This is a genomic window from Limnobaculum parvum (assembly GCF_003096015.2).
In the GTDB taxonomy this organism is placed as follows: Bacteria; Pseudomonadota; Gammaproteobacteria; order Enterobacterales; family Enterobacteriaceae; genus Limnobaculum; species Limnobaculum parvum.
In genome coordinates this window covers 2,102,379-2,126,927 of sequence record NZ_CP029185.2, presented here as the reverse complement: position 1 = coordinate 2,126,927, position 24,549 = coordinate 2,102,379, and the positions used below count along the sequence as shown (strand labels likewise).

General features: G+C 45.1%; 17 protein-coding genes and 1 pseudogene. 6 read left to right on the top strand and 12 right to left on the bottom strand.

Going from position 1 to position 24,549, the window contains the following annotated elements:
• Positions 1-170: 170 nt before the first annotated feature.
• The 8 genes from glgA to pbpG (HYN51_RS08775) form a co-directional block, all read right to left on the bottom strand.
• Positions 171-1,604 (bottom strand): glycogen synthase GlgA, encoded by a 1,434-nt coding sequence (gene glgA, locus HYN51_RS08810; protein WP_108899694.1) that lies wholly within the window; start codon positions 1,602-1,604, stop codon positions 171-173.
• An 88-nt stretch (positions 1,605-1,692) separates the two neighbouring features.
• Positions 1,693-2,985 carry a glucose-1-phosphate adenylyltransferase gene (glgC, locus tag HYN51_RS08805; RefSeq protein WP_108899693.1) on the bottom strand — a complete coding sequence of 431 codons (1,293 nt, stop codon included), beginning with the start codon at positions 2,983-2,985 and terminating at the stop codon, positions 1,693-1,695.
• Positions 2,986-3,045: 60 nt separating this feature from the next.
• On the bottom strand, positions 3,046-5,055 hold the full coding sequence (gene glgX / locus HYN51_RS08800) for a glycogen debranching protein GlgX (protein WP_108899692.1): 2,010 nt from the start codon (positions 5,053-5,055) through the stop codon (positions 3,046-3,048).
• 1 nt (position 5,056) lies between these two features.
• Positions 5,057-7,246 (bottom strand): 1,4-alpha-glucan branching protein GlgB, encoded by a 2,190-nt coding sequence (glgB, locus tag HYN51_RS08795; RefSeq protein WP_108899691.1) that lies wholly within the window; start codon positions 7,244-7,246, stop codon positions 5,057-5,059.
• A 752-nt stretch (positions 7,247-7,998) separates the two neighbouring features.
• Positions 7,999-8,589: a Yip1 family protein gene (locus HYN51_RS08790; protein ID WP_108899690.1), complete on the bottom strand. Its 591-nt coding sequence runs from the start codon at positions 8,587-8,589 to the stop codon at positions 7,999-8,001.
• 185 nt (positions 8,590-8,774) lie between these two features.
• Complete coding sequence (locus HYN51_RS08785) at positions 8,775-9,716, bottom strand: DUF808 domain-containing protein (protein ID WP_108899689.1); 942 nt, start codon at positions 9,714-9,716, stop codon at positions 8,775-8,777.
• Entirely contained in the window at positions 9,686-10,744 is a 1,059-nt protein-coding gene (pbpG, locus tag HYN51_RS08780) for a D-alanyl-D-alanine endopeptidase (RefSeq protein WP_108899688.1), read from the bottom strand. Before pbpG (HYN51_RS08780) ends, HYN51_RS08785 begins: the two co-directional genes overlap by 31 nt.
• A 174-nt stretch (positions 10,745-10,918) precedes the next feature.
• Complete coding sequence (gene pbpG / locus HYN51_RS08775) at positions 10,919-11,836, bottom strand: D-alanyl-D-alanine endopeptidase (protein WP_108899687.1); 918 nt, start codon at positions 11,834-11,836, stop codon at positions 10,919-10,921.
• A gap of 784 nt (positions 11,837-12,620) precedes the next feature.
• Here pbpG (HYN51_RS08775) and HYN51_RS08770 point away from each other — a divergent pair.
• From HYN51_RS08770 to HYN51_RS08750, 5 genes and pseudogenes are all read left to right on the top strand, one after another.
• Entirely contained in the window at positions 12,621-13,160 is a 540-nt protein-coding gene (locus tag HYN51_RS08770; RefSeq protein ID WP_108899686.1) for a fimbrial protein, read from the top strand.
• A gap of 103 nt (positions 13,161-13,263) precedes the next feature.
• On the top strand, positions 13,264-13,950 hold the full coding sequence (locus HYN51_RS08765; RefSeq protein ID WP_108899685.1) for a fimbrial assembly chaperone: 687 nt from the start codon (positions 13,264-13,266) through the stop codon (positions 13,948-13,950).
• A 95-nt stretch (positions 13,951-14,045) separates the two neighbouring features.
• Positions 14,046-16,627: pseudogene (locus tag HYN51_RS08760) on the top strand (fimbria/pilus outer membrane usher protein).
• 14 nt (positions 16,628-16,641) lie between these two features.
• The gene (locus HYN51_RS08755) at positions 16,642-17,226 is read left to right on the top strand and encodes a fimbrial protein (RefSeq protein ID WP_157953009.1); all 585 of its coding nucleotides are present in this window, start codon (positions 16,642-16,644) and stop codon (positions 17,224-17,226) included.
• A gap of 56 nt (positions 17,227-17,282) precedes the next feature.
• Positions 17,283-18,353 (top strand): type 1 fimbrial protein, encoded by a 1,071-nt coding sequence (locus HYN51_RS08750; RefSeq protein WP_108899683.1) that lies wholly within the window; start codon positions 17,283-17,285, stop codon positions 18,351-18,353.
• A gap of 45 nt (positions 18,354-18,398) precedes the next feature.
• On the opposite strand, the gene dusC is transcribed toward HYN51_RS08750, so the two are convergent.
• Positions 18,399-19,334 (bottom strand): tRNA dihydrouridine(16) synthase DusC, encoded by a 936-nt coding sequence (dusC, locus tag HYN51_RS08745; protein ID WP_108899682.1) that lies wholly within the window; start codon positions 19,332-19,334, stop codon positions 18,399-18,401.
• Positions 19,335-19,419: 85 nt separating this feature from the next.
• Positions 19,420-21,582: a WG repeat-containing protein gene (locus HYN51_RS08740; protein WP_108899681.1), complete on the bottom strand. Its 2,163-nt coding sequence runs from the start codon at positions 21,580-21,582 to the stop codon at positions 19,420-19,422.
• A gap of 247 nt (positions 21,583-21,829) precedes the next feature.
• Here HYN51_RS08740 and HYN51_RS08735 point away from each other — a divergent pair, with 247 nt between their 5' ends.
• Entirely contained in the window at positions 21,830-22,390 is a 561-nt protein-coding gene (locus HYN51_RS08735) for a hypothetical protein (RefSeq protein ID WP_108899680.1), read from the top strand.
• Between the two features lie 74 nt (positions 22,391-22,464).
• On the opposite strand, the gene moeB is transcribed toward HYN51_RS08735, so the two are convergent.
• Entirely contained in the window at positions 22,465-23,223 is a 759-nt protein-coding gene (gene moeB / locus HYN51_RS08730) for a molybdopterin-synthase adenylyltransferase MoeB (protein WP_108899679.1), read from the bottom strand.
• Positions 23,224-23,226: 3 nt separating this feature from the next.
• The gene (gene moeA, locus HYN51_RS08725) at positions 23,227-24,468 is read right to left on the bottom strand and encodes a molybdopterin molybdotransferase MoeA (RefSeq protein ID WP_108899678.1); all 1,242 of its coding nucleotides are present in this window, start codon (positions 24,466-24,468) and stop codon (positions 23,227-23,229) included.
• Positions 24,469-24,549 lie beyond the last annotated feature (81 nt).

The window sequence follows — 24,549 nt, the reverse complement described above, 5'->3', positions numbered from 1 at the left end:
TTGTGGATGTGTCAGCGTTGAGGGCAAATCCATTTTTTGCCAGAGGCCCTGTAAATTTTAGTCATCAATCATTGGGTTTCATGGTTTGAAACCCAGCTAGGTTTTAAATGGTATATCCATGCGGTCTATATTTAAGTTATCGCTTAATATTTCAGCAATGCAAGGAAAAGCTAACTTAAATGTTGATACATGGTTAAGTATTTCGCAGCGGCAATATCCCAGCTAAAGTCCATCGTCATAGCCTGACGCTGGACTCGACGCCACTTCACTGGCTCAGCCCAAAGGGCAAAGACTCGTCGAATGGCATCGTTTAATTCATTTACCTGACTGTCGCGGAATACAAAGCCGGTGGCTAATTTATCCGCCAGATTTTCCAGTGAGCAATCAATAACGGTATCCGCCAAGCCTCCGGTACATCTGACCAGTGGGAGGGTGCCGTATTTCAGTCCATAAAGCTGAGTCAGCCCACAGGGCTCAAAACGGCTGGGAACCAGAATGACATCTGCTGCGCCAATGATGTTATGGGCCAGTGACTCGTCATAACCGATATGCACGGCTACCTGTTTAGGGTACTGCTTAGCCATATCTAGATAGGCATCCTGTAGGTAAGCGTCACCGCTACCTAACAAGATGAGCTGACCACCTAGCGCGACCAGTTTTGGCAGCGACGCTAACAGCAGATCCAGACCCTTTTGACTGCTTAGGCGACTGACGACACTAAATAACGGCGCGTCCGGGGTGACTGTCAGTCCATGTTGATGTTGCAGCACCGCTTTACATGTCGCTTTCCCCGTCATTTTTCTGGCGTGATAGCTCTCCGGCAGCAGTGAGTCGGTTAATGGGTTCCATATCTGATAATCAACGCCATTAAGAATGCCGGTTAATTTGCCGTGATGCTGACGCTGCTCAAGCAGGTTTTCCATGCCGAAACCGTATTCTGACCGGGTTATTTCTTTGGCGTAAGTTGGGCTGACAGCGGTGATCATATCAGCATAGTAAAGACCTGCTTTGAGATAGGATATTTGCCCATAAAACTCCAGTCCGTCAGGCTGCATAAAGTGAGAGGGAAGCTGAAGTTCATACAAATGTCGGGCAGAAAATTGCCCCTGATAGGCCAGATTATGCACGGTAAATACTGAGCGAGCCGGGTAGCCTCGCGCGGCCAGATAGGCACCCGCCAATCCGGCATGCCAGTCGTGGGCGTGAACAATTTCTGGTTGCCAGTAAAAGTCAATACCGCACGCCAGTTCACAGGCGACCCAACCTAACAACGCGAAGCGTTTATAGTTATCAGCGTACTCATGTTGGGCTCCGTCGTGATAAGGACTACCGGGACGATCGTAAAGATGTGGAGCATCAATCAGATAGATTCCCACGTTATTATAGGTGCCATAACGTAGGGTTATTTTACCGGCAAAGGTCTCCTGTTCGGTGACCAATGACGTTTTACCAACCCCTTTTAGCAGGGCGGGAAAGCCGGGCATCAGCAGGCGAACATCAGCCCCTGTGGCAATCTGAGCCGCGGGAAGGGCACCGAGCACATCAGCCAGACCTCCCGTTTTTAATAGCGGATATAGCTCAGAACATGCGTGTAAAACTCGCATCCTAACTCCTGTCTGAAAATAGAAACACCTCGGTTTGCGATAAGGTGCGTAACCGAGTGAAATATTAAATATAGCGGACAGTCACCCGTTATAATTTCGCCAGCATTTCTCTGTTTATCAAAACAATACCTCCCTCCGAACGGGAGAAACGGCGTTCATCTTCTGCCACATTTTCCCCTACTACTAAGCCTTCAGGTAGATGGCAGCCCCGGTCAATAATACAGCGGCGTAAACGGCAAGAGCGGCCAACGTAGACATCCGGCAGCAAGACGGTGGAGTCGATGGTACAGAAGGAGTTAACTCGAACTCTTGGGAATAGCACCGAATTCACCAGAACCGAGCCAGAAATAATACAGCCGGCGCTGATCAACGAGTTCATGGTCATGCCGTGGCTGCCTGAACGATCCTGTACGAATTTGGCCGGCGGTAGAGGTTCCATATACGTGCGTATTGGCCAAGTTTTGTTGTACATATCCAACTCTGGGGTGACCGATGCTAGATCGAGGTTAGCGCTCCAGTAAGCGTCAATGGTTCCAACGTCGCGCCAATAAGGTTCGGCATTCACGTCAGACGTCACGCAGGAAAGATTAAAGGGATGTGCCCAGGCCACGCCCTGAGAAACGGCTTTTGGGATTAAATCTTTACCAAAGTCATGGTGTGTTTCCATATTCAGACTCTCTTCTTCCAGCAGCTGGTAGAGATACTGTGCGTTGAATACGTAGACCCCCATACTGGCTAAAGACATATCTGGCTGGTCAGGCATGGCCGGTGGATTAGCCGGTTTTTCTAGAAACTGAAGGATGCGTTCATCTTCTGCAATGTCCATGACGCCAAATTCAGAGGCGATTTCTCGCGGCACGGCAATACAGGCCACGGTACACTGGCTGCCTTTTTCTACGTGATCTAGCAGCATGCGAGAATAGTCCATCTTGTAGATATGGTCACCGGCCAGAATAACCACATATTCAGCCTTATAGCGCCGGATAATATCCAGATTCTGGTAAATAGCGTCTGCGGTTCCACGGTACCATTCTTCGTGGTCTTCGCGTTGCTGAGCCGGTAGCAGATCAACAAACTCATTCATTTCTTCATTCAGAAATGACCAGCCGCGTTGGATGTGTTGTACCAGCGAGTGGGAGTGATATTGTGTCAAAACGCCAATACGACGGATCCCTGAGTTCATACAGTTCGACAAAGCAAAGTCGATAATGCGGAATTTTCCGCCAAAGTGTACTGCGGGTTTTGCTCGTTTGGAGGTTAAATCCTTCAGGCGAGAGCCTCGTCCTCCGGCAAGTATCAATGCCACAGACTGCTTAGGTAATTGTCTTGCTAACATTAGTTGATGATTAGTATCGGGTTTAACCGTTCTTCCAGCAGCCATCTTAAAATCCTATGTCATAAATTGAGTCAATAAATACCGGTATCGGTATGGTTAAATTGATTAATTTTTATTGCGTAGCACACTAATACTGCGCGGGGACGCAATACATTTGGTATCGCCCACACCAATATCAGCAGCGGAGAACGGCGGGGCGATGCGCCATTGTCCAGAAGGTAAATTTAAGGTTTGTAGTTGGTCGGTACGATTGATGACAACAAGCCATGCGCCCGACAGTAGAATCTGTAGCGGAGGTACTTCAACGCATTCCCATTCATCCGCTGACATGGGGTGTCCCTGAGCGTTAAGCCATTCCACATCTTTCTTGCCGTTTGAGGCGTCGGCCAAGCCTGTCCACCATGTTCCGGAAGATAAAGCTGGGATTTGCTTACGTAGCGCTATCAGGCCAGAAGTAAACGCCAGTAGTGCTTGATCGGCCTGAATCCAGTTCAGCCAGGTCAGGGGTGAGTCCTGACAGTAGGCATTATTATTACCCTGTTGGCTGTTGCCCAATTCATCACCGGCTAGCAGCATTGGGGTGCCTTGTGATAGCAGCAGGGTAGTCAGAAGTGCGCGAGCGCTAGCGCTGCGGCGTTGTAATGTTGCCTCATCCGCGTCTAGTCCTTCAGTACCGTGGTTGTCACTGTAGTTATTGCTGTTTCCATCACGGTTGTCTTCACCATTTGCCTGATTATGTTTTTGATTAAAACTGACCAGATCCCGTAAGGTGAAGCCATCGTGGGAAGTCATTTTGTTTACAGAGGCGTATGGTAGACGTTGATGGTGCTGGAAAACCGAGCTGGAGGCAGCATAATGGTGGGCAAAAGCCCCCAGAGTGGAAGTCTGCTGTAGCCAGAAATTGCGCATACCATCGCGGAAGCGGTCATTCCACTCGGCCAACGGTGCAGGGAAATGACCTAACTGATAGCCGTTCTGGCCTATATCCCAAGGCTCTGCAATCAGTTTGAGTTTTGACAGCACCGGGTCATGCTGTAATTGCGTCAATAACGGAGAGTCGGCGGAGAAGTTGGGGGTTCTACCCAATACGCTGGCTAAATCAAACCGGAAGCCATCAACATGGCATTCGGTGGCCCAAAAGCGCAGGCAATCCAGTACCCATTGCATTGCTGCGGGTTGAGTGAGATTTAATGTATTACCGCATCCGGTCCAATTCTGATAATCACCTTGCTCATCAAGCCAGTAGTAGCTGGCATTATCGATACCGCGTAGGGATAACACCTGCCCGAGGCGGTCTAGTTCTGCGGTGTGGTTAAATACCACATCTAAAATCACCTCAATCCCCGCCTGATGTAGTATTTTCACCATGTCTCGAAATTCAGACAGTGGGGTAGAGCCGGGGCGTTGAGACCAGTAGCTCGGCTCTACGGCAAAAGGTGCCAGCACGTTATAGCCCCAGTAATTGGTTAAACCAAGCTGTTGCAGACGCGGCTCGTCAATGTGAAGCTGAACCGGCAGCAGTTCTAGCGCGGTAATTCCCAGCCTTTTTAGGTATTGAATCATGACCGGATGGGCAATACCCGCGTAGGTACCTCGCAGAATTGCCGGAATATCTGGATGGGTTTTAGTCAGACCACGTACATGGGCTTCATAAATGATGGTTTCAGACCAGGGCGTTTGGGGGAGCTCATCGTTTTGCCAGTCGTAACTTTCGCAGGTTACTAGGCTTTTTGGCATAACGGTAGCACTGTCGGCACAATCAGGATAATCATGGGCATCGTTCAGCAATGGGCTATTAATGGCTTTACCATCCAAGGCCTGACTATAAGGATCTATTAGCAGCTTGAGTGGATTGAAACGAAATCCCCGTTGTGGATCCCACGGCCCATGTACTCGGTAGCCGTAACGTAATCCGGGAACCCCGGTTGGCAAATAGCCGTGCCAGATATCGCCGGTTCGGGAGGGCAGCATTATACGCTGTTCTTCGCCGTCTTGATTAAACAGACAGAGCTCAACGTTGTCAGCCTGTGTCGAATAGAGTGCAAAATTCACGCCCTGACCATCAAAATGACTGCCAAGAGGATAAGGACTGCCAGCCGTTAAAGTGACCGTCATGCTACTTAGCCTCCCGTTGCAGATAGAGGGTAGAGAGTGGTGGTAACACCAAGCTTAACGAGTAGGCTCGATGATGGGATGGTATCGCTTCACTATCAACGCCCCCAAGATTACCGGCATTACTACCGTGATAATATTCGGAGTCGGTATTCAATATCTCTTTATAGTGCCCCGGTAGATTAATGCCAATGCGGTAGTTTTCTCGCAATACTGGGGTGAAATTACTGATGACAATCACCTCGTTGCCTGATTGATCTCGGCGTATAAAAGCAAAGACAGAATTCTGATGGTCGTCCACCACTAACCATTCAAACCCATTTTCAGCATAGTCCAACTGATACAGCGGAGACTGCTGCTGATAACAATGGTTGAGATCGCGAACTAGATTCTGTACTCCGTTATGCCAGCCGCCGTGAATAGGATCTAACAGGTGCCAGTCAAGACTGCTGTCGTGGTTCCATTCGCGCCCCTGAGCAAATTCCCCCCCCATAAACAGCAGTTTTTTGCCAGGATGAGCCCACATAAAGCCGTAATAGGCGCGTAGGTTAGCGAATTGCTGCCAGGTATCACCGGGCATTCGGCCAAGCAGTGAGCGTTTGCCATGTACTACCTCGTCATGAGAAAGCGGAAGGACGAAGTTCTCCGTGTGGGCGTAATACATGCCAAAGGTCATTAAGTTGTGGTGATATTGGCGATAGACCGGATCCAGCTTCATATAGTCCAGCGTGTCGTGCATCCAACCCAGATTCCACTTGTAGTGAAATCCTAGCCCTCCCGCCTCTGGTGGTAAAGTTACACCGGCAAAATCGGTAGACTCTTCCGCCACGGTGATGGCACCGGGGCACTCAATGCCAATGGTTTTATTGGTATAGCGAATAAATTCGATGGCTTCGAGATTTTCATTACCGCCATACTGGTTTGGTATCCATTCACCGTCTGCTCGGCTGTAGTCCCGATAAACCATGGAGGCAACGGCATCGACTCGCAAACCATCAATGCCAAACCGTTCTATCCAATAGAGGGCGTTGCCAGCTAAATAATTTCTCACTTCATGGCGGCTGTAGTTATAGATCAGGGTATTCCAGTCTTGGTGGTAGCCTTCACGGGGGTCGGAGTACTCAAACTGTGCGGTACCATCAAACTGTGCCAACCCGTGATCGTCATCGGGGAAGTGGGCAGGTACCCAATCCAGCAGGATATTAATGCCGGCCTGATGTGCGGTTTCGATCAGATAACGAAAATCTTCTAAGGTGCCAAAACGGCGGGTTGGGGCATACATGCCGACCGGCTGATACCCCCACGAACCGTCAAACGGATGTTCATTGATGGGTAGGAGTTCAATATGGGTAAACCCCATATATTTGGCATAAGGCACCAGTTGATCGGCCAATTCCCGATAGCTGAGCCAACTATTATCATGCGGGTGACGCCGCCAAGAACCCAAATGAACTTCGTAAACAGACATCGGCGCAGTAAAGTCATTTGCCTGACGGCGTTGTTGGGTCATTGTCACTCGTGCAGGTAGTTGGCTGATTCGGGATGCGGTATCGGGGCGCATCTCAGCAGCAAAAGCGTAAGGGTCGGCTTTCAGACGGGTGATATTATTGCAGTCGATAATTTCATATTTATACAACTGACCTTCATGAATATGGGGAATAAACAGCTCCCAGATACCGCTCTCTCTGCGAAATCGCATCGGATGCCTGCGGCCATCCCAGAAGTTGAAGTCGCCAACCACCGAAACCCGGGTGGCATTGGGGGCCCAAACGGCAAAAGTGACGCCGTTGACGTTATCCATACTGGTGAGGTGTGCCCCAAGTCGTTCATAAGGCCGCAGATGAGTACCTTCAGCCAGCAGCCAAGCATCCAGCGCCTGTAATAGGGGGCCAAAGCGGTAAGGATCTTCAATTATCTGTTGGGCATCGCCCCAATCAATCATGAGCTGGTAGCGATAAGGTGTCTCGCTGGGAGATAGGGTTCCGGAAAAAAATCCGGTCTGGTCAGTTTGCGTCAGCGTGAGCAGTGTCTTTTGTGTGTCTTTATCCAAAACGCTGACCTGAGTGGCATTAGGTGCGAAGGTGCGGATGGCATAGCCGTCTGTGGTTTTATGAATCCCCAAAATCGAGAACGGGTCTGCATAATGACCGGAAGTGAGTTGTTGGATCGTGCCTCTGTCAATGGTGCCGGACATCCATATTCTCCCAATACGTTATTTATCGGCTTAAAATAAAAACTAGCCAATAAAAAATATAATATCGCTAATTCACCGGTGCGATATTAAATAAGTGCCTTGTTTTACCTTACTGAATCATCAGATTAAAACTGTGAGTTAGTTCTTGTAATTCATATAATGGCAGCTATACAGATCTTTCAGCCAAATTGACACCTCTGTTTTTATCACTATAAGGAGTTATGATGGGTGTTAAATAAGATTTCAATCTTAAATTTAATCATTTTTTGGTCATAAGAAACCCATCCATAATAATACTTGAGTTTAATTTAATTTATTAAATTCAATAAAATCAATGCTAAATTACGATTTTGATATGATATGCACCACTTTAGTTATCTGAAGAATTTATTGGCGTCTTAACTGGTTAATAAATTACGCTGGGGTTAAGAATAATCTTTTTATGGATAAATTCTCAGGCTCGATAGTTTAATGAATATATCCATATTCATTATTAGCATAACTGAGTTTTTAGCCTATGCCAGTTTGACATCCTATATTGTCTGAAAAATATAGCCTATTTTATGCCACGCTATTACTTTTAATAATGAGATAATAATCTCTTTTCGAAATCAGTACAGGGTTAAACTAACGGGTCTGGTCAGTATGGTGAAGGCAGCGGATTTGGCTATGAATAGCAGCCAATGCGTTTTGCTAGATACTCTGTGATGGGTAAGGGGCGAAAATCGCCCCTTACCGATAGATGAAGGTTATCACCAGAAATGAGTCCCATACCCCCACATTAATACTGTCATGGCTAATAGCGCTTCCAATATCAATATACCTAAGGCCAGCGTTGAGCTGGAGAAGATAAATCCTTCGCTGTGATCAATATTCAGGAAAGTCGGAATACCTGAGTAGAGTAGGTAGGCACAATAACACAGGCCAATAATGCCGGCCAACAGGCAGAGCCATACAAGCGGATAAAGCGCAACCAAGCCGCTCAGAAACATGGGGGTTGCGGTATAGCCAGCGAAAATGATGCAGCGCTCAAGGCTGGGAGACTGGGTATAGCGACGGGCCATCAGATGAATAATTCTTCCAACAATAGCAACCGCAGCCAGCAACATGCCATAAAAAATAATCGCAATATACGCTGCGGTAAACAGCGATACTTTTACGGTTTGTTCATTACCCATCATCCAGCCAAACTGTGTAGTTCCTATAAATGAACAGACGACAGGAATGGCCGCCAGCACTAGAAGATTACGGGTATAAAGATGAGAAATGGTTTCTTTCTCTTGACTGATTTGTTGGAATTCACGGCCAGGATGGGCCAGAAGTCCCCATACATGATTGAACATCATATGACACCTCCGAGCTTACTGAAAACCCCGTCAGATAAGAGGCATTGCCTGAGCGTTCAGGTTTCTTCTAGGGCCACTAGTTAAGTATATAAACAGGGGGAAGAATGGTTGGCGTATTGTGGAAGAATTGTATTTCAAAACATATCAACCTGCCGGAAGTACGGCAGGTTGATGGAGAAGGATCAGCTTACTTTTTCTGCTGCTTTTTTCGGTTTAAGTTTGCCAAGCAGTGTCACCAACAGTAACACCACCGCGCCAGCGACTACGCCAAATAGCGTACTGAGTATGGTAGGGGTCAGCATATTGAGAATACTGCCAACGGTTGGCAAGGTTAATGCTGAAGCAGATATGCCTTCGATAAGATGGTGAATTGCCGGTAATCCGTGGGTAAGAATACCGCCGCCCACCATAAACATCGCGGCGGTGCCCACAATGGATAAGGTTTTCATCAGATAAGGCGTTACGTTGACTAAACCATTGCCAATTATGCGGGCAATACTGGCTTTTTTCCGGCTCAGATAGAATCCTATATCATCCAGTCTGACAATTCCGGCCACTAAACCATAAACACCGATGGTCATCACAATGGCAATTCCGGACATCACAAGAACCTGCTGTAAAAAGCTGGCATTGGCAACGGTGCCTAGAGTAATGGCAATAATTTCTGCAGACAAAATAAAGTCAGTTCTGATAGCACCTTTAACCTTTTGCTTTTCATAAGCGACAATGTCTTCAGGAGACAAGGCGGTTATCTCCTGATGTTCTCCTTCTGCATTGGATGCTTTAGGGTGTAAAAGCGTATGTGCCAGCTTTTCGACGCCTTCATAACAAAGGAATGCCCCACCCACCATTAACAATGGAGTAACGGCCCAAGGAATAAAGGCACTGATTGCCAGCGCGAGTGGCACTAGAATCAGTTTATTTAGAAATGAACCTTTGGCTACGGCCCATACTACCGGTAGTTCTCGATCTGCCCGAACGCCACTCACTTGTTGAGCATTGAGCGCTAAATCATCACCTAATACACCAGAAGTTTTCTTTGCTGCGACTTTTGTCATCAGCGCAACGTCGTCCAGAACGGCTGCGATATCGTCTAATAATGCGAGTAAACTACTTCCTGCCAATTTAAAAACTCCTGCAAAAGGGGAATAAAAGCGTCCTTACTAATTTTGGAGGCAAAGCTTACCTGATGCGTTGCTGGCTGCCTATAGAAAACTTCTAAACTATTATCTTTGTGTCGTTTCCAGCGACTTTTGCCTTTTGTAATTTTTGCTGCGGCAGGCACTGGTGGCGCCTCTCCCGTCTCCATCCATTTGCGTAAACGGTTAGCATCAGCAAAATGGGTATATTTACCAAAAGCATCCAATACGACTAATGTCACATCTTTATTGGCAATGGTGGTACGCATTGCTAGGCAATGTCCTGCTTTATTCGTAAAACCGGTTTTAGTGAGTTGAATGTCCCAATCGCCTTTTCTGACTAAATAGTTGGTGTTACGAAAACCCAAGGTATAAAGCGGGTTTTGGAAGGTAACGGTTTTTTCTTGCGTGGTGCTTAACTGACTGAGTAGGGGGTAGCGCTGGGTGGCAAAGAGTAACTTAGTCAAATCGCTGGCGGTAGACACATTTTGTTCTGACAGGCCAGTCGGTTCTACATAGTGAGTATGGGTCATGCCTAATGCTTTCGCTTTATCATTCATGGCCTGAATAAAAGCATCATAACCACCAGGGTAGTTATGGGCTAGTGCTGCGGCAGCACGGTTTTCGGAAGACATCAATGCCAGCAGGAGCATCTCTTCACGGGAAATTTCACTGCCCACTTTGACTCTGGAGTAAACACCTTCCAACTCATGGGTTTGATTGATAGTGACTGGAATAACTTCAGATAAGGGTAACTGTTTATCCAATACGACCATCGCTGTCATCAACTTGGTAATTGAAGCAATCGGGACCACTTTATTCGGTGCGACTGAATAGATCACCTGGCGGTTTTTTATATCAATCACTAAAGCACTACCTGAGGCAATTTCAGGTTGAGACAAAACGGCGGGTGCCGTAGGCGATGGCGAATTGGCCAAAGCTTGAGGTAACGAAAGTGTACCTGTGGAGCACAACAGCAGACCTAATAAAGAATAACGAAGTTTTATGCGCATAGTGACCAAACTTATTTCAGAAAGAGGTTAGAAGGATGCTAATTTTGGGGAAGTATAAATGAGGTTATTGTTATTCGCCTATGGGATGATATGTAATTAATTGTATTCACGCCCAATGAAATGGAGACTGGATTGAACAACCAAGCCAGTCTTTAACCATTTTAAGCAATGATATTATCCTTGACGAACTTTTTGTTTTTTAATGCTTTTGCTGGCCTCAGCAACCGGCAGCGATGGCGTTGTCTCCATCCAACTACGCAGTCGGTTAGCATCTGCAAAATGGGTGTACTTGCCATAGGCATCTAACATGACTAAAGCCACCTCCCGATTACCAATCACGGTACGCATCGTCAGGCAGCGCCCCGCTTTATTGGTAAAACCGGTTTTGGTTAACTGAATGTTCCACTCATGATCGTGGATTAGATGGTTAGTATTGTGGAATTCAAGGGTATATCTGGGGTTTTCGAAAGAAACGATTTTCTCTGGAGTGGTACTAAGCTGACTGAGAATTGGATAACTTTTCGTTGCCATAACCAGTTTGCTCAGATCGCGCGCGGTTGACACGTTTTTCTCTGATAATCCCGTCGGTTCGACATAGCGGGTGTGTGTCATTCCTAGCGATTTAGCTTTAGCATTCATTGCTCGAATAAACGCTTTATATCCACCGGGATAATTGTGCGCCAGGCTGGCCGCTGCGCGATTTTCCGATGACATCAACGCCAATAGCAGCATATCTTTGCGGGTAATTTCGCTGCCCACCTTAACTCTAGAGTAAACGCCTTTTAATTCAGGTGTTTGATTGATTTTGACCGAAATAACTTGGGTTAAAGGTTGTTTGGCATCGAGAACCACCATAGCAGTCATTAACTTTGTAATAGAGGCAATAGGTGAGACTTTATCCGGATTTGTGGCATAAATAACCTTGTGGGTGTTTACATCTACAACCAGCGCACTTTGGGACGAAAGACCAATTTTCGGTGATGAGGTCGTTGATGCGGATTTAGTGTTTTTAGCCATAGACTCTGGCATTGCCACAATGCTGGAGGACAAGATAAGCAGGCTCAATAAAGAAAATCGAATCTTTTTTTTCATAGTTTGCTGACTTCCATTGAGTTATCGACATAGAACAGGATGTTCTGCTGCTGAAATTATAATTTATAGTTATGCAATTCGCACGGGCAATTTGTGGCATATTGGTATAACGAGTGGGTGCTTATTTGTAAAAAAATGTATTTTCAATTGTTTTATAAACACAACGGCTGTTTTTTTGAACGTATTCTGGTGGGTGAAATTATAATAATTCAATCGTACTCAATTTTTTTAGCATGATAAAAGTAGCACTGAGAGCTTTACAATTATTATTTTAAGTTTTTTAGCTATTGTAATAGTTATCTACGAATAATATCTGAATGGAATGCTCTATTGATAATCAAATTTAAGATAGTTATTCTTTATTATAAGTAATACGGTGACTTTACTTAGTGAAAAGAGTTTTTTCTCCTTAGTGAAATAATGTTTCTTAGTCATTACTTTTCAATACAAGAGTGGTTATTTTGATGTTTTTATTATATTATTTTTTTATAGCATTGTTTTATATGGATATTTAAATTAATCGAAAAGAGCGCTTTATTTGTGTTAAAAAGTCTAATATTGGATTTTTAATTATATTGACTGAAATGTAACAATCGCATGAGTATAGAGAAGCTTTAGATGGCTTTAAAGATAGGTAGTCTCGATGAATGGAGTCAAACTAAGCGGTTTGTTGTTTGACTGTTTTAAATTTATATAAACGTTATTGAATAAATACACTCTGGAATTTAGATGGTATGAGTTATCATTTTTTATTCTGAACGTAATAATGGATTAGGACATCACTATGAAAGTTCAAATTAACAAAGTATTACTTGCAGCTGCATTATTCACTGCAATTCCATCGACCGTTATGGCTGGAGAAATAACTTTTACCGGTAAAGTTATTGATGCTGGTTGTACCGTTGATGTTGATGGTTCTACTGATAAGACCATTGATATAGGTTCAACACCGAAAAGTGATTTAAGTGGTGCTGGCATGACGGGTGCACCAAAGGCCTTCACCATCAATTTGAAGGGGTGTCCGACAGCGGGAGCCGGTGTGCCAACCACAGCATCGGTCAAATTTAGTGGTACAACTGATGGCAATGAAACTTACTTCAAAAATAGCCTGACTGGCGCAACGGCGGCGGCTAACGTGGCAGTATTGCTGAAAGATAGCAGCGATACAGACATCATTAACAACGATGGTAATCAACCAATTACGTTACCGATTGCGGGTGGTGATATTGCGGCTAACTATACAGCTCGATTAGTTGCTACCGCGACAGGTGTTACATCGGGTGATGTTCAATCTGTGGTTACTTATACGGTTAGTTATAACTAATTAAATAAGTTAACATATACAGTCCTGAACTGGGTTTATCCGGTTCAGAACTGTTTTTCAATTAGTTTCCCTTCAGTTTTGTTAAAAATAAAAGGATTTCACGATGAAGTTATTATGGAAGCCCATACTTTTTTCTCTGTTTATAACGACTGCTTTTCAGGCTAATGCCAGCGTTGTTATTGGCGGAACTCGTGTGATCTTTGATGGCAGTAAGAAAGAAACTTCTGTGTCGTTAGAGAATAAAGATAGTGTCACTAATTTAGTTCAATCTTGGATCACCCCCGCAGATGCAGATACACCAAGCAAAGATGCCATCATTATTACTCCCCCATTATTCCGGTTAGATGCCGGTGACAAAAATGTCTTACGCATTGTTCGTTCAGGTGTGCCAATGCCAGAAGACCGGGAGTCGATGTACTGGTTAAACGTCAAAGGGATTCCGTCTACGACCAAGAACTCTTCAAGTAACACATTGCAAATTGCTGTTAACTCAAGGGTTAAACTCATTTATAGGCCAGTAAACCTGAAAGATGCAGAGCCAGAATCATTAACTCAGCAACTGGCATGGGGTAAAAGTGGTAATAGTATCACCGTGAATAACCCTACGCCGTACTACATGAACTTTGCTCAAATCAAAGTGAATGGCAAAGAGGTGCCCAATGTGACTTATGTGGCTCCCCGTTCTCAGGCTGTTTTCCCACTTCATCAAAATTCAGGCAGTGGAAAAGTGTCGTGGAGAATTCTGAATGACTATGGCATGGCTGGCTCAGAACATTCAGCCACCTTTTAATTTGTACTCTTTTTGTTCTGTTGCGATGTGAGTTAGGTGGTTAATTCACATAATAGTCAAGGATATAGATAGAGACAGCTTAGGGTGTAAGCAAGATGGAAATCTGTAAAAATTCTCGGCGTGAATTGATTATTGCAGCCAGTCTGCTGCCTACGTTATGTGTGCCTTATGCGATATCGCAGGACTATTTTAATCCGGCACTGCTTGAGATGACTAATTCGGTACCCCCTTCTGTTGATTTGTCTTCGTTTGAAACGGGTTCCCAGGCTCCTGGTAGCTATCGCGTTGATGTTTTTATTAACAAACAGCTTGTCGATACTAAAGAGATTGAGTTTAAACAAGTGACCGATAAGCAGGGCAACAGTTCGCTTCAGCCTTGTTTAAGTGTGGAACAGTTGAAAAGTTGGGGTGTTAAAACCGAAAATTATTCCGACCTCAGCGAAGCAAATAGTCAGTGTGCAAATTTATCCGCTATTTCACAGGCTTCTGCCGTATTTAAGTTTAATGAACAGCGCTTGAATCTAAGTATTCCACAGATTGCGGTGATTTCTTTTGCTAGAGGTTATGTACCACCTGAACAGTGGGATGACGGGATTAATGCACTATTGCTTAACTATAGCGTGTCGGCCTCGACTACGATGCCTCGACATGGTTCTGACAGTACGCAAAATAGCCAATACGTTAACTTACGTCCGGGGGTGAATCTTGGCCCTTGGCGTTATCGTAACTACTCTACTTGGAATCATAACGACGACGGACAAAACAATTGGGACTCAGTGTATAACTATGTTTCTCGTGATATTAAATCATTAAAAAGCCAGTTGATATTGGGCGATAGCGTTTCACCTTCAGATGTGTTTGACAGCGTTGCATTTCGCGGCGCTCAGGCCTCTTCTGATGATGATATGTTACCTGATAGCCAGAAAGGTTTTGCACCCGTTATTCGGGGTATTGCACGTAGCAATGCGGAAGTCACGATCGAACAAAATGGCTATACCATCTATAGAACTACCGTCCCGCCGGGAGCATTTGAAATTAACGACATGTACCCTACTGGCGGTTCAGGAGACATGCAGCTTACCATCAAAGAATCGGACGGTAGTGAACAGCATCTGGTGATTCCTTATGCTTCTTTACCGGTATTACAACGCGAAGGTCGTCTTAAATACAGCCTGACCGGGGGAAGAACACGTACTAACGATAGTAACGATCAAAAAACGAATTTTGGCCAGATGACGGCGATATACGGTATACCTTGGGGTATGACCGTTTATGGTGGTACTCAGCAGGCTGAGAATAAATACAGCTCGGTCGCATTGGGTTCAGGCGTCAATATGGGGGACATTGGTGCACTATCGATGGATGTCACCCAAGCGTGGTCAAAAATACATAGTCCAGATGACTCATCAGTCGATCGACAAAATGGTCAATCTCTGCGGGTACGCTACAGCAAGAACATTGTTAAAACGGGTACTAATTTCAGCGTGGCGGGCTATCGCTATTCTACCGGGGGGTATTATACCCTGCAGGATATGCTGGATACCTATAACGACAACTCCAATAACGATAATACCGGACGTCGTCGCAACCGTACCGATGTTTCTTTGTCGCAAGATGTGGTGTTTGGTACGGTGTCCCTCAGCTTAGTTAATGAGAATTATTGGAATAGAAGCCGCATGAGTTCGGTTAGTGTTGGCTATAACAACAGCTGGAAAAGTATCAGCTATGGTTTTAACTATACCTACAGTAAGAACTCCAATAATAGTAACAACTCTAATAATAGTAACAACGATAATCATTACGGTGATTCCAATAATGGAAAGAGCACCGATCAACTGTTCTCCTTCAATGTTAGTATTCCATTAGATAAGTGGTTAGCAGGAAGTAGCGCAAACTATAACCTGAGTAGCTCCAAACATGGGCCCACTTCTCATAACGTTGGTCTCAACGGAACCGCGCTGCAAGACAATAACCTCAATTGGAGCGTGCAAGAGGGGTACGTGACTGATGACAATGCCAATACGGGTAATGCCAATGTTACCTATCAGGGAACCTACTCGAAGCTCAATGCAGGTTATGGTTATGATGATTATGCTGACCGGTTTAACTATGGTATTCAGGGCGGTGTTGTGGTGCATGGTGATGGCGTGACGCTTTCCCAACCGCTGAGTGATACCATTGTGCTAGTCAAAGCCCCCGGTGCAGAAGGGGTGCCAGTCAATAACCAAACTGGTGTGAAGACGGACTTCCGAGGCTATGCGGTAGTACCATATGCCTCACCTTATCGTAGGAGTGATATCACTCTGAACACTGAAGAAATTCCGAACAATAACCTCGAACTGGATGATACCAATAAGAGCGTGGTTCCAACACGCGGAGCTGTGGTACGTGCTGAATATATGACTCAGACCGGATATCGGGCACTGATGACCCTTGAATATGCGGGGGGATGATCCCTTTTGGCGCGGTTGTTAGCAATGTCACGGATACCGAAGCCTTGAGTAAAAGCAGCATTGTTGGAGACGACGGACAGGTGTACGTTGCCGGTTTACAAAACGAAGGGCAGCTTCTGGTGAAATGGGGAAAATCAGCCAATGAGCAATGTACAGTGAATTACCGAATTGCTCCGCAGAAAACCGCGTCTGGAGTACTCGTTCTGCGTGAAAAATGCCTTTAATGACGGGAAACTCAATGATGATGGAAATGGACAGTAAAAAAGTTAAGTGTTGTCATCGGAGTCAGGGGTTATTGATGAAGGGGTATCTGTGCATGGCATTGCTGGGCATTGGTTTTAATGCGGTAGCATATAATGCTTCTGATACGGTGCCAATAAACGTTACTGGGGCGATTTACGCCTCATCCTGTACGGTTACTTTTCCTGGCGATATCGATTTAGGTACCTATTACCGCCAAAACATATCCGTTGCCGGAGCACATACGCCTGAAGTGATGGTCACAGTAAATCTGACGGGTTGTTCACCTTTTATCAGTAAAGCTACTGCCTCGTTTAGTGGAACGCCTTATGCAGAAGATACTGGCTTTGGGGCTTACCTGTATGCCAATAACATTGCGGATGGTGCTCACGACTTGGGATTGCAGTTATTCAATAACGATTTAACGGTCTCTCTGGGTAACAACACCAGTTATATGGTCAACATTGACGGCACAACGCAATCCGCCTCATTGGTTATGGCTGCTCGTCTGTATACCCCGCATGGTACGCCGACAGCGGGCGATTTTAGCGCTACTGTAACTATCAACTTTACTTATAACTAGTCTGAAGCGGTCTCGATTATAGGGTTATGTCTGACTCGACATAAAATGGATATCTTATGAAAAAATATTTATTTCTGGCTTTGGTTCTGCTCGGTATGTCATCTGGGGCTTATGCCAACTGTGCTCGGGCATGGTTGACTAATGCGGCGATAATCAATCTGACGTTACCCTCAAAAATCGTGGTAGATAGCCGAAATTATAGTGGCGGTGAAGTGATTTATACGTCGTCTTGGCCAGGCGCTAATCCTTCGAGTGTACAGATCAATGACTGTGGTAATAATTACGTCGTGGGTTTCTTCTACTCCAATTCGACTCAGTCTGCCGCTACACCAACGGGGGATATGGTTTTCCCTACCGGACTTACCGGACTGGGGGTAAAAGTTTCCACCATGAATCAGGCTGGCCCTTACGATAGTGTCAGGGCTATCGATAACACTTATCAGCCTGGCGATGGGAAAGCGAGCCATAAGTTGAATAACCCCAGCTATAATTTGGAGCTTATTGCCACCGGCGGGCCAATAAGTTCGGGTACGCTTTCTTTTGGTTCACCAATTGCACAGGTTGATTTCCGTGAAAGTCCCGGGAGTTCTAAGGGAGATGTCGCATCCCAATTTACAGTATCTACCAGTGACATTACCGTGAAGGCGATGGGATGTAATGTGACAGGTTCTCCGGTCAATTTACCACTGGGTAATATTCAGTTATCTGATTTTGATTCTAATATCAAAGTAGGAACCGCTTCGGCCGATTTGACCTTAAATTGTGAACCGGGAACCAATATTTCGTTATCGGTTACTGCGCCTCAGGTGACTGCGGGTGATACGGCCAACAATACTGTTATCGCTTTAACCAATGCGGGTTCTCCGGGCATTGCCAGCAATGTCGGTGTACAGCTCGGGCTTCAGTCGAGTCTGTATAATACCTATGACAATGGTCTACCACTAAATACCCCCATTGCACTAGCCACCTCAACGCGTACTAGCGATAACAATGGTACCATCACGGTAACGGGAGGTGCGCCAGCCACAATACCAATGATGATTACGGCTACCTACTATAAAACGGCAAGTCCCGTGGGTCCCGGTCAGGCCAATGCCACTGGTACATTGAATTTTACCTACAACTAATGGGTATCCGAAGAGGGCATAATAGACGCTATGCCCAATGAGGAATTATTCGAATGGAAGAATGGTGTGGGATAATTGCTGTTTATCGGTAATTGTTCTTACTGTGGTAAACAATTCAGAGGCTTCAGCATATTCCTTACGCAAATACCCCAACCACTGTTTAGTCCTTGCAATATTATACAATCCAGTATCATACGGATTTTCAGTCTGAACATATTTCTTAAGCAGTTCCAGTACCTGCTCCCAAGGCATTTTATCCTGCTGATGTTTAACTACCGCTCCCAAATTCGGTACATTCAACGCCCCTCGACCAAGCATGATTCCATCACAACCCGTAATATCTAAACAACGTTGACCATCTTCATAGTTCCAGATTTCACCATTTGCAATCACCGGAATGGATAACCGTTGACGAATATCACCAATGGCCTGCCAGTTGATTCTGTCGGCTTTATAGCCATCTTCTTTGGTCCGTCCGTGAACCACCAGTTCGCTGGCACCACCTTGTTGTGCTGCATCTGCAATTTCAAATCGATGGTCGATAGACTCCCAGCCCAGCCGGATTTTCACCGAGACGGTTTTATCAGCGGCAACGGCCTGACGCATGGCGCGAGTCACCTGATAGATGGTTTCCGGCGATTTCAGTAGGCTGGCACCGCCATCACCACCGACTACGCGCTTGGCAGGGCAGCCGCAGTTAAGATCCACCCCATGAGACCCCAACTCCGTTACCCGAAAAGCATTTTCCGCCATCCACTGGGGTGAGTTACCCAATAGCTGAACGCGCACTGGGGTACCTGACTTGGTTCGTCCGCCATTACGCAGTTCGGGACAAAAACGATAAAAAGCTTTGGGTGAAAGCAGGGTGTTCACCACCCGGACAAATTCGGTGACGCAAAGATCGTAGTCATTAATCTCTGTGAGAAGCTCACGAACAAAGGCATCCAATACACCTTCCATTGGAGCTAGCATTACACGCATGGGATCACCGAATAATATAAAAAAGAAGCGAGTGCATTCTGTCACACCCGCCTCAGAGATATCAATGTTGTCGATTCAGAAAGGGTTATTTTTCTTTGGTAACTTCCTGTCCTTTTTCATCATAGGAGATATCGTTATATTGGGTATAGGTTGCATGGTCAGCATCTTGCTTAGTGCTATAGGATTTTAAACGCTCGCTGAAAGTATGGATAATCTTATTTTCTGGGGTAATTAACAGGACATTGTCATTGGTTTCGACTTTGGCGCTGCCTCCTTGAAAATATTCAGGGCTGGTGTAAATCGTTGGAATAACCAGTTTTCCGGCGATATCAATATAACCATATTTATCATTATCTCCCTGGACGATGGCGAGTCCATTAGAAAAAGGCTTAATGTGTTTATATTGGCTGACGTTTGGCCCGGCATGTTTTCCCGCACGGTCAATAAAATATTGTTTATTATCGGCGTCTGTCACCAACAGTAATCCCGCTTTACCAAAATTTGCATTGCTGTTTAACTTATAATAGGGGGTGTTGTTGAGCTTTTTTCCATCTATATCATAGAGATCATAGTGTTGATATTCGTAATACTTATTATTCACCAAGCTATAATTATCGGGGCTTCCCTTTAAGGGTTCAGTTGTGCGAGTGGTATATCGGGTGGTGAAATTTTCGCCGTCAAAATAAACATCATCAAACTCACCTTTTAGAATAAGTTTATTGTTTTTCAGATTATATATTTCATAGCTTCGATTGTGTTTTTCTTTATTATATTGATAGCCATAATAAAAACCATCCACTACATCAACAGTTCCAAACTTTGAAGGCAGAATAATTTCGTGGGTTGCCAGATTCAGCAGACCTGTATTTGATTCATCCTGATTTTTTCGTGCCTTATCAATAATGGCGAGATAATTTTCTTTATATATCTTACCCACCCCAAATTGAAGCAGGAAAGGTTGAATTTTTAATTGCTTTTTATCCAGTATGAGTTGATAGACAGACATATTGTTGATATCAGCGTTTGTCCCAGCGGCACGGTAGTAATCGCCTGCAACATGTTCGAGTCGTTTATAGGTGGGCGGAATAATCCATTCTCCCTGTTCAGACATCAAGCCATAATGACCATCATTTTCCTGCTGTGCGATGGACAGTCCATTAAAATAGTGTGAATCATTACTTTTGATATCAAATGAATAGGTTTCTACTTTTGATTCTGGCTGCATAAAAACATTAATGGCTGCAACATCCCCCTCAAATTGGTAATGGGCAATATATTTTTCTGACTGAGTTTTATCTGGTTGTGGCTGTGAAGGGTAATTTTTAATAAAAAACTGTATTAATGCTTCTTTATCCTTGATTTTATTACTATCAACTTGCTCAATAGCCTGCTCAGTAATGGAATACATCTGTTCAACAAAACGAAAGTCACCGGTATAGGCTGATGAGCCTAGTTGCCTCAAAGCTTGGCCGTGACTGTTCAGGCCCTCAACATACAGAATGTTGTTATAGGCGAATTTTGTCATTTCCAGTTCGACTTCCTGTCCGGTTATTTTTGCCAGTTCAATCTGTTCCTGAACCGATTTATCTTTATCGGTAAAGTGCAGCTGTTTGGCTATTTTAGGAACGGTATAACTTATGGTGAGTGAAAGGCTGGTAGCGCGTTTGGTATTTTCAATTGTTGTTTTATCTTCGGGAGAGGACTTAGTTAACGGTATTGAACTACCATCATAAAAATTAACGCGGGTAATATTGATCTCAGGGTCTGGATAACCGTATTTATCATAATAGGGTAATGAATTTAATAATTGATACTTTTGATAATCAGTAGAAAAAGAAGAACTTTTTTCATATATAGACTGCGAAAAAGTTAGGCTATTTAAGTATTGAATAACTTGATGGATCACGACATCGGGGGCTAAAGGCGTGAAGTTATCACTCTTATTTATTTGATTAAATTTAGTTTCTGGCGATGCAACCCTGTATCCCGAAGTGTTTTCCGTATTTTTTTCATCAGGTGGCGCTGATATACGCATAGAGCGTAATAACATAAGTGCCCCTAATTCTTTCTCTTGTTCATGGAGCCTGTCTTTTAACTCAGGAAAAGAATATGCATCAAATGTTTTACGAATTTTTGCCTCTTTATCTGAATCAGACAACGTATCTTCAGCAAATAAAGCTGTACTACAGAGTAAACTTAAACAAACAAGCAGATATCTCAGTGAAGTATAAAAACCATATTTTAGCATACTGATAAATTCCCTCTGTTCAGATAGGTGTTGCTTCAATGATGTTATCGTTTATTGCCGATAATTAATTTAGATTATATCTGAAAGTTTATTGGTAGTGTCGTTATCACGATGGCTATCGATTGATAGAAAAGTATTGTTACCTCCTTTATGCCAAACAAACCTGATAAATCCATTCGCAATCGTTCAATTTGGTACATACTCTTTATATTATTCGTACAATTTTGGCATTCAACAGGAAAGCAACATGGTAAGACAAAATAAGGTATGTAAGCCGCTGTGTCGAATTTACCAACGATTAATCGGTGTTGTGGTTGTCACCCTGATGCTGCTTCCCATCGGGTTGGTTCAGGCCGCAGAAGACGATGGGAGCGTCTCCTTCGCCGGTGATTACCGAATCGTTGATCCTGAAAGTGGAGAGGTTTCACCACCCGTATTACACATCAGTCCATATCAAAAAGGTGAGGAACAGAACCTGACTGAAAGTCAGTTGAAAAAACGCGCTTGGGTTGCTGAGGATATTGAGACGAAAGAAAAGGTATTTTTTGACCGGATGGATGAGCAGGATAGTGAAGTAGCCGCGGGTCTGAAGGCTCACGGTTGGGAGTGTGCGGTTTCTTCGCATTTACTGATGTGTGGCGGTAAGGCCGGTGTAAAACCGTTTGACGGTGAGGATTTTACCAGCCAAACCGGTTGGTTGTTGATTGTATTGCATCAGGGACCGGTAGAGTTAATTAAATGCAATACAGAAAGCTGTGAAGCGCAGTCAGAAGAACAAACGCCAAAAAATGACGATAATATTCTGTAATAACTGAAATTTAGCCGTTTGTTTAATAATCATTATTTTTCTTGAGGCGGACGGGGTTATCCGCCTCAAGAATATTAATCAGGAACGTGGCAAACCGGGCAGTTGGGATCTCGCGGCAATTTCATTTCTCTAAATTGCATGGTCATGGCGTCGAGGGTTAATAACTTACCCGCTAAAGGCGTGCCAAATCCGGTCAGGACTTTGATCGCTTCTGTTGCCTGCATAGCACCAATAATGCCCACGACCGGTGACATAACGCCCGCTTCAACGCAGGTTAGCGCTTCGGTGCCAAATAGTCGACTGAGACAGCGATAGCAGGGCGCATCTTGTTGATAGGTGAAGACGCTGACTTGGCCTTCCATACGAATAGCTGCTCCGGAAACCATCGGTTTCCGCAGAGTAAAGCAGTGCTGGTTAAGACGATTACGGATCTCAACATTATCGGTACAGTCCAGTACGATATCCACTTGAGCTACCAACGCTTCCAGTTGGCTATCATCAAGATTTTCATTGACCGTCTCTAACATCACATGAGGGTTGATACCCGCTAGCGTCATTTTGGCCGATTCTACCTTTGCCATACCAATACGATCGTCACGATGCAAAATCTGACGCTGCAGATTAGATAGCGCAACCGTATCGAAATCCAGCAAGGTCAGAGAACCAATACCGGCTGCACACAGATACTGGGAAGCCGGGCAACCCAACCCCCCCAGACCGACGACCAGTGCTGAGGACGCTTTTAACTTCTCTTGACCGTCAAAATCGAATCCCCGCAGGATAATTTGACGGTTATAGCGCAGCATTTCGGCATCGCTTAATTCCGGCAGCATGAATTAACTCTCCAACAGAGGATTAAATGGCTCAACGGTGACCCATTCACCGGCAGCCACTGAGCCACGTTCTAGCTCCAGTACGATAAAACAGTTTCCCTGACTGAATGAACTAAATACGTGAGAACCCTGATGGCCAGTGGTTCTTACCTCTAGTTCACCCTGAGCGTTACTGGATAAAATACCACGTTGAAAGTCCAGTCTGCCCGGGGATTTTTTCAGCGCCGTTGTGGTTTTTACTTTTATCTGACGCGGTTTTTGCCACTGGCTGTAACCGCTCAGTTTTATTAATAATGGCTGGACTAATTGATAGAAGGTCAGGGCAGCGGAAACGGGATTTCCCGGCAGGCCGCAAAATAACGCATGGCTTAACCGACCAAACGCAAAAGGCTTACCCGGCTTAATGGCTAGCTTCCAGAAGCTGATTTCACCCATTTCCTCCAAGATCTGTTTGGTGTAGTCCGCGTCACCCACGGAAACGCCGCCGCTGGTGATAACAACGTCTGCCAGCGCATCGGCTTTGGCAAACGCATCACGAATCGCTGTCTCATCATCGCGGATAATGCCCAGATCGATAACGTCACAATCCAGTTTTTCCAGCATCAAACGTACGGCAAAGCGATTAGTGTCATAAATTTGACCTTCCTGCAGCGGTTGGCCGATAGTTTGCAACTCATCACCGGTTGAGAATAAGGCGACTTTAAGGCGACGATACACGGTAACCTGAGCAACGCCTAAGGAAGCGAGAAGAGGAAGTTGAGCGACACCCAATTTTGAACCGGCAGGAAGTACTTCCGCGCCCTGACGAATATCTTCACCGGCTAAACGGATGTTTTGCCCCGCCTTTGGCATGGCAGTAAAACGCACGCCGTTTTCCAGCACTTCAGCCTGTTCTTGCATGATAACCGCGTCAGTACCTGTGGGAATCGGGGCTCCGGTCATAATACGTATACAACTGGCCGCAGGCCATTCACCGTGAAACGGCTGACCAGCAAACGCTTTTCCAGCAATCGGTAGCTCGGCGGACTCGGTCACTTCGTTACGGCGTACGGCATAACCGTCCATCGCTGAGTTATCAAACGGCGGCACATTTAGCGGCGAGGTTATTGCTTGTGCGGTAATGCGGTCAGCGGCCTGAGTTAAATCGATTTGTTCGGTTTGGTCAACCGGTTCAACCTGAGAAAGTAATTTATCTAAAGCCTGACTCAGCGTGAGAAGTGAAGAAGAAGTTGAACAACAGTCCATCTGACGGCTCCGTTACAAACCCATAAGGTTTGGGGTGAGGACATGGAAAATATCGGCTTATTATGCCCGAACAACAGCCAT

What these genes read in the sequence shown, in the direction of transcription:
- glgA (WP_108899694.1), bottom strand. Translation starts at nt 1,604, where the DNA reads ATGCGAGTTTTACACGCATGTTCTGAGCTATATCCGCTATTAAAAACG.
- glgC (WP_108899693.1), bottom strand. Translation starts at nt 2,985, where the DNA reads ATGGCTGCTGGAAGAACGGTTAAACCCGATACTAATCATCAACTAATG.
- glgX (WP_108899692.1), bottom strand. Translation starts at nt 5,055, where the DNA reads ATGACGGTCACTTTAACGGCTGGCAGTCCTTATCCTCTTGGCAGTCAT.
- glgB (WP_108899691.1), bottom strand. Translation starts at nt 7,246, where the DNA reads ATGTCCGGCACCATTGACAGAGGCACGATCCAACAACTCACTTCCGGT.
- HYN51_RS08790 (WP_108899690.1), bottom strand. Translation starts at nt 8,589, where the DNA reads ATGTTCAATCATGTATGGGGACTTCTGGCCCATCCTGGCCGTGAATTC.
- pbpG (WP_108899688.1), bottom strand. Translation starts at nt 10,744, where the DNA reads ATGCGCATAAAACTTCGTTATTCTTTATTAGGTCTGCTGTTGTGCTCC.
- pbpG (WP_108899687.1), bottom strand. Translation starts at nt 11,836, where the DNA reads ATGAAAAAAAAGATTCGATTTTCTTTATTGAGCCTGCTTATCTTGTCC.
- HYN51_RS08770 (WP_108899686.1), top strand. Translation starts at nt 12,621, where the DNA reads ATGAAAGTTCAAATTAACAAAGTATTACTTGCAGCTGCATTATTCACT.
- HYN51_RS08765 (WP_108899685.1), top strand. Translation starts at nt 13,264, where the DNA reads ATGAAGTTATTATGGAAGCCCATACTTTTTTCTCTGTTTATAACGACT.
- HYN51_RS08755 (WP_157953009.1), top strand. Translation starts at nt 16,642, where the DNA reads ATGATGATGGAAATGGACAGTAAAAAAGTTAAGTGTTGTCATCGGAGT.
- HYN51_RS08750 (WP_108899683.1), top strand. Translation starts at nt 17,283, where the DNA reads ATGAAAAAATATTTATTTCTGGCTTTGGTTCTGCTCGGTATGTCATCT.
- dusC (WP_108899682.1), bottom strand. Translation starts at nt 19,334, where the DNA reads ATGCGTGTAATGCTAGCTCCAATGGAAGGTGTATTGGATGCCTTTGTT.
- HYN51_RS08740 (WP_108899681.1), bottom strand. Translation starts at nt 21,582, where the DNA reads ATGCTAAAATATGGTTTTTATACTTCACTGAGATATCTGCTTGTTTGT.
- HYN51_RS08735 (WP_108899680.1), top strand. Translation starts at nt 21,830, where the DNA reads ATGGTAAGACAAAATAAGGTATGTAAGCCGCTGTGTCGAATTTACCAA.
- moeB (WP_108899679.1), bottom strand. Translation starts at nt 23,223, where the DNA reads ATGCTGCCGGAATTAAGCGATGCCGAAATGCTGCGCTATAACCGTCAA.
- moeA (WP_108899678.1), bottom strand. Translation starts at nt 24,468, where the DNA reads ATGGACTGTTGTTCAACTTCTTCTTCACTTCTCACGCTGAGTCAGGCT.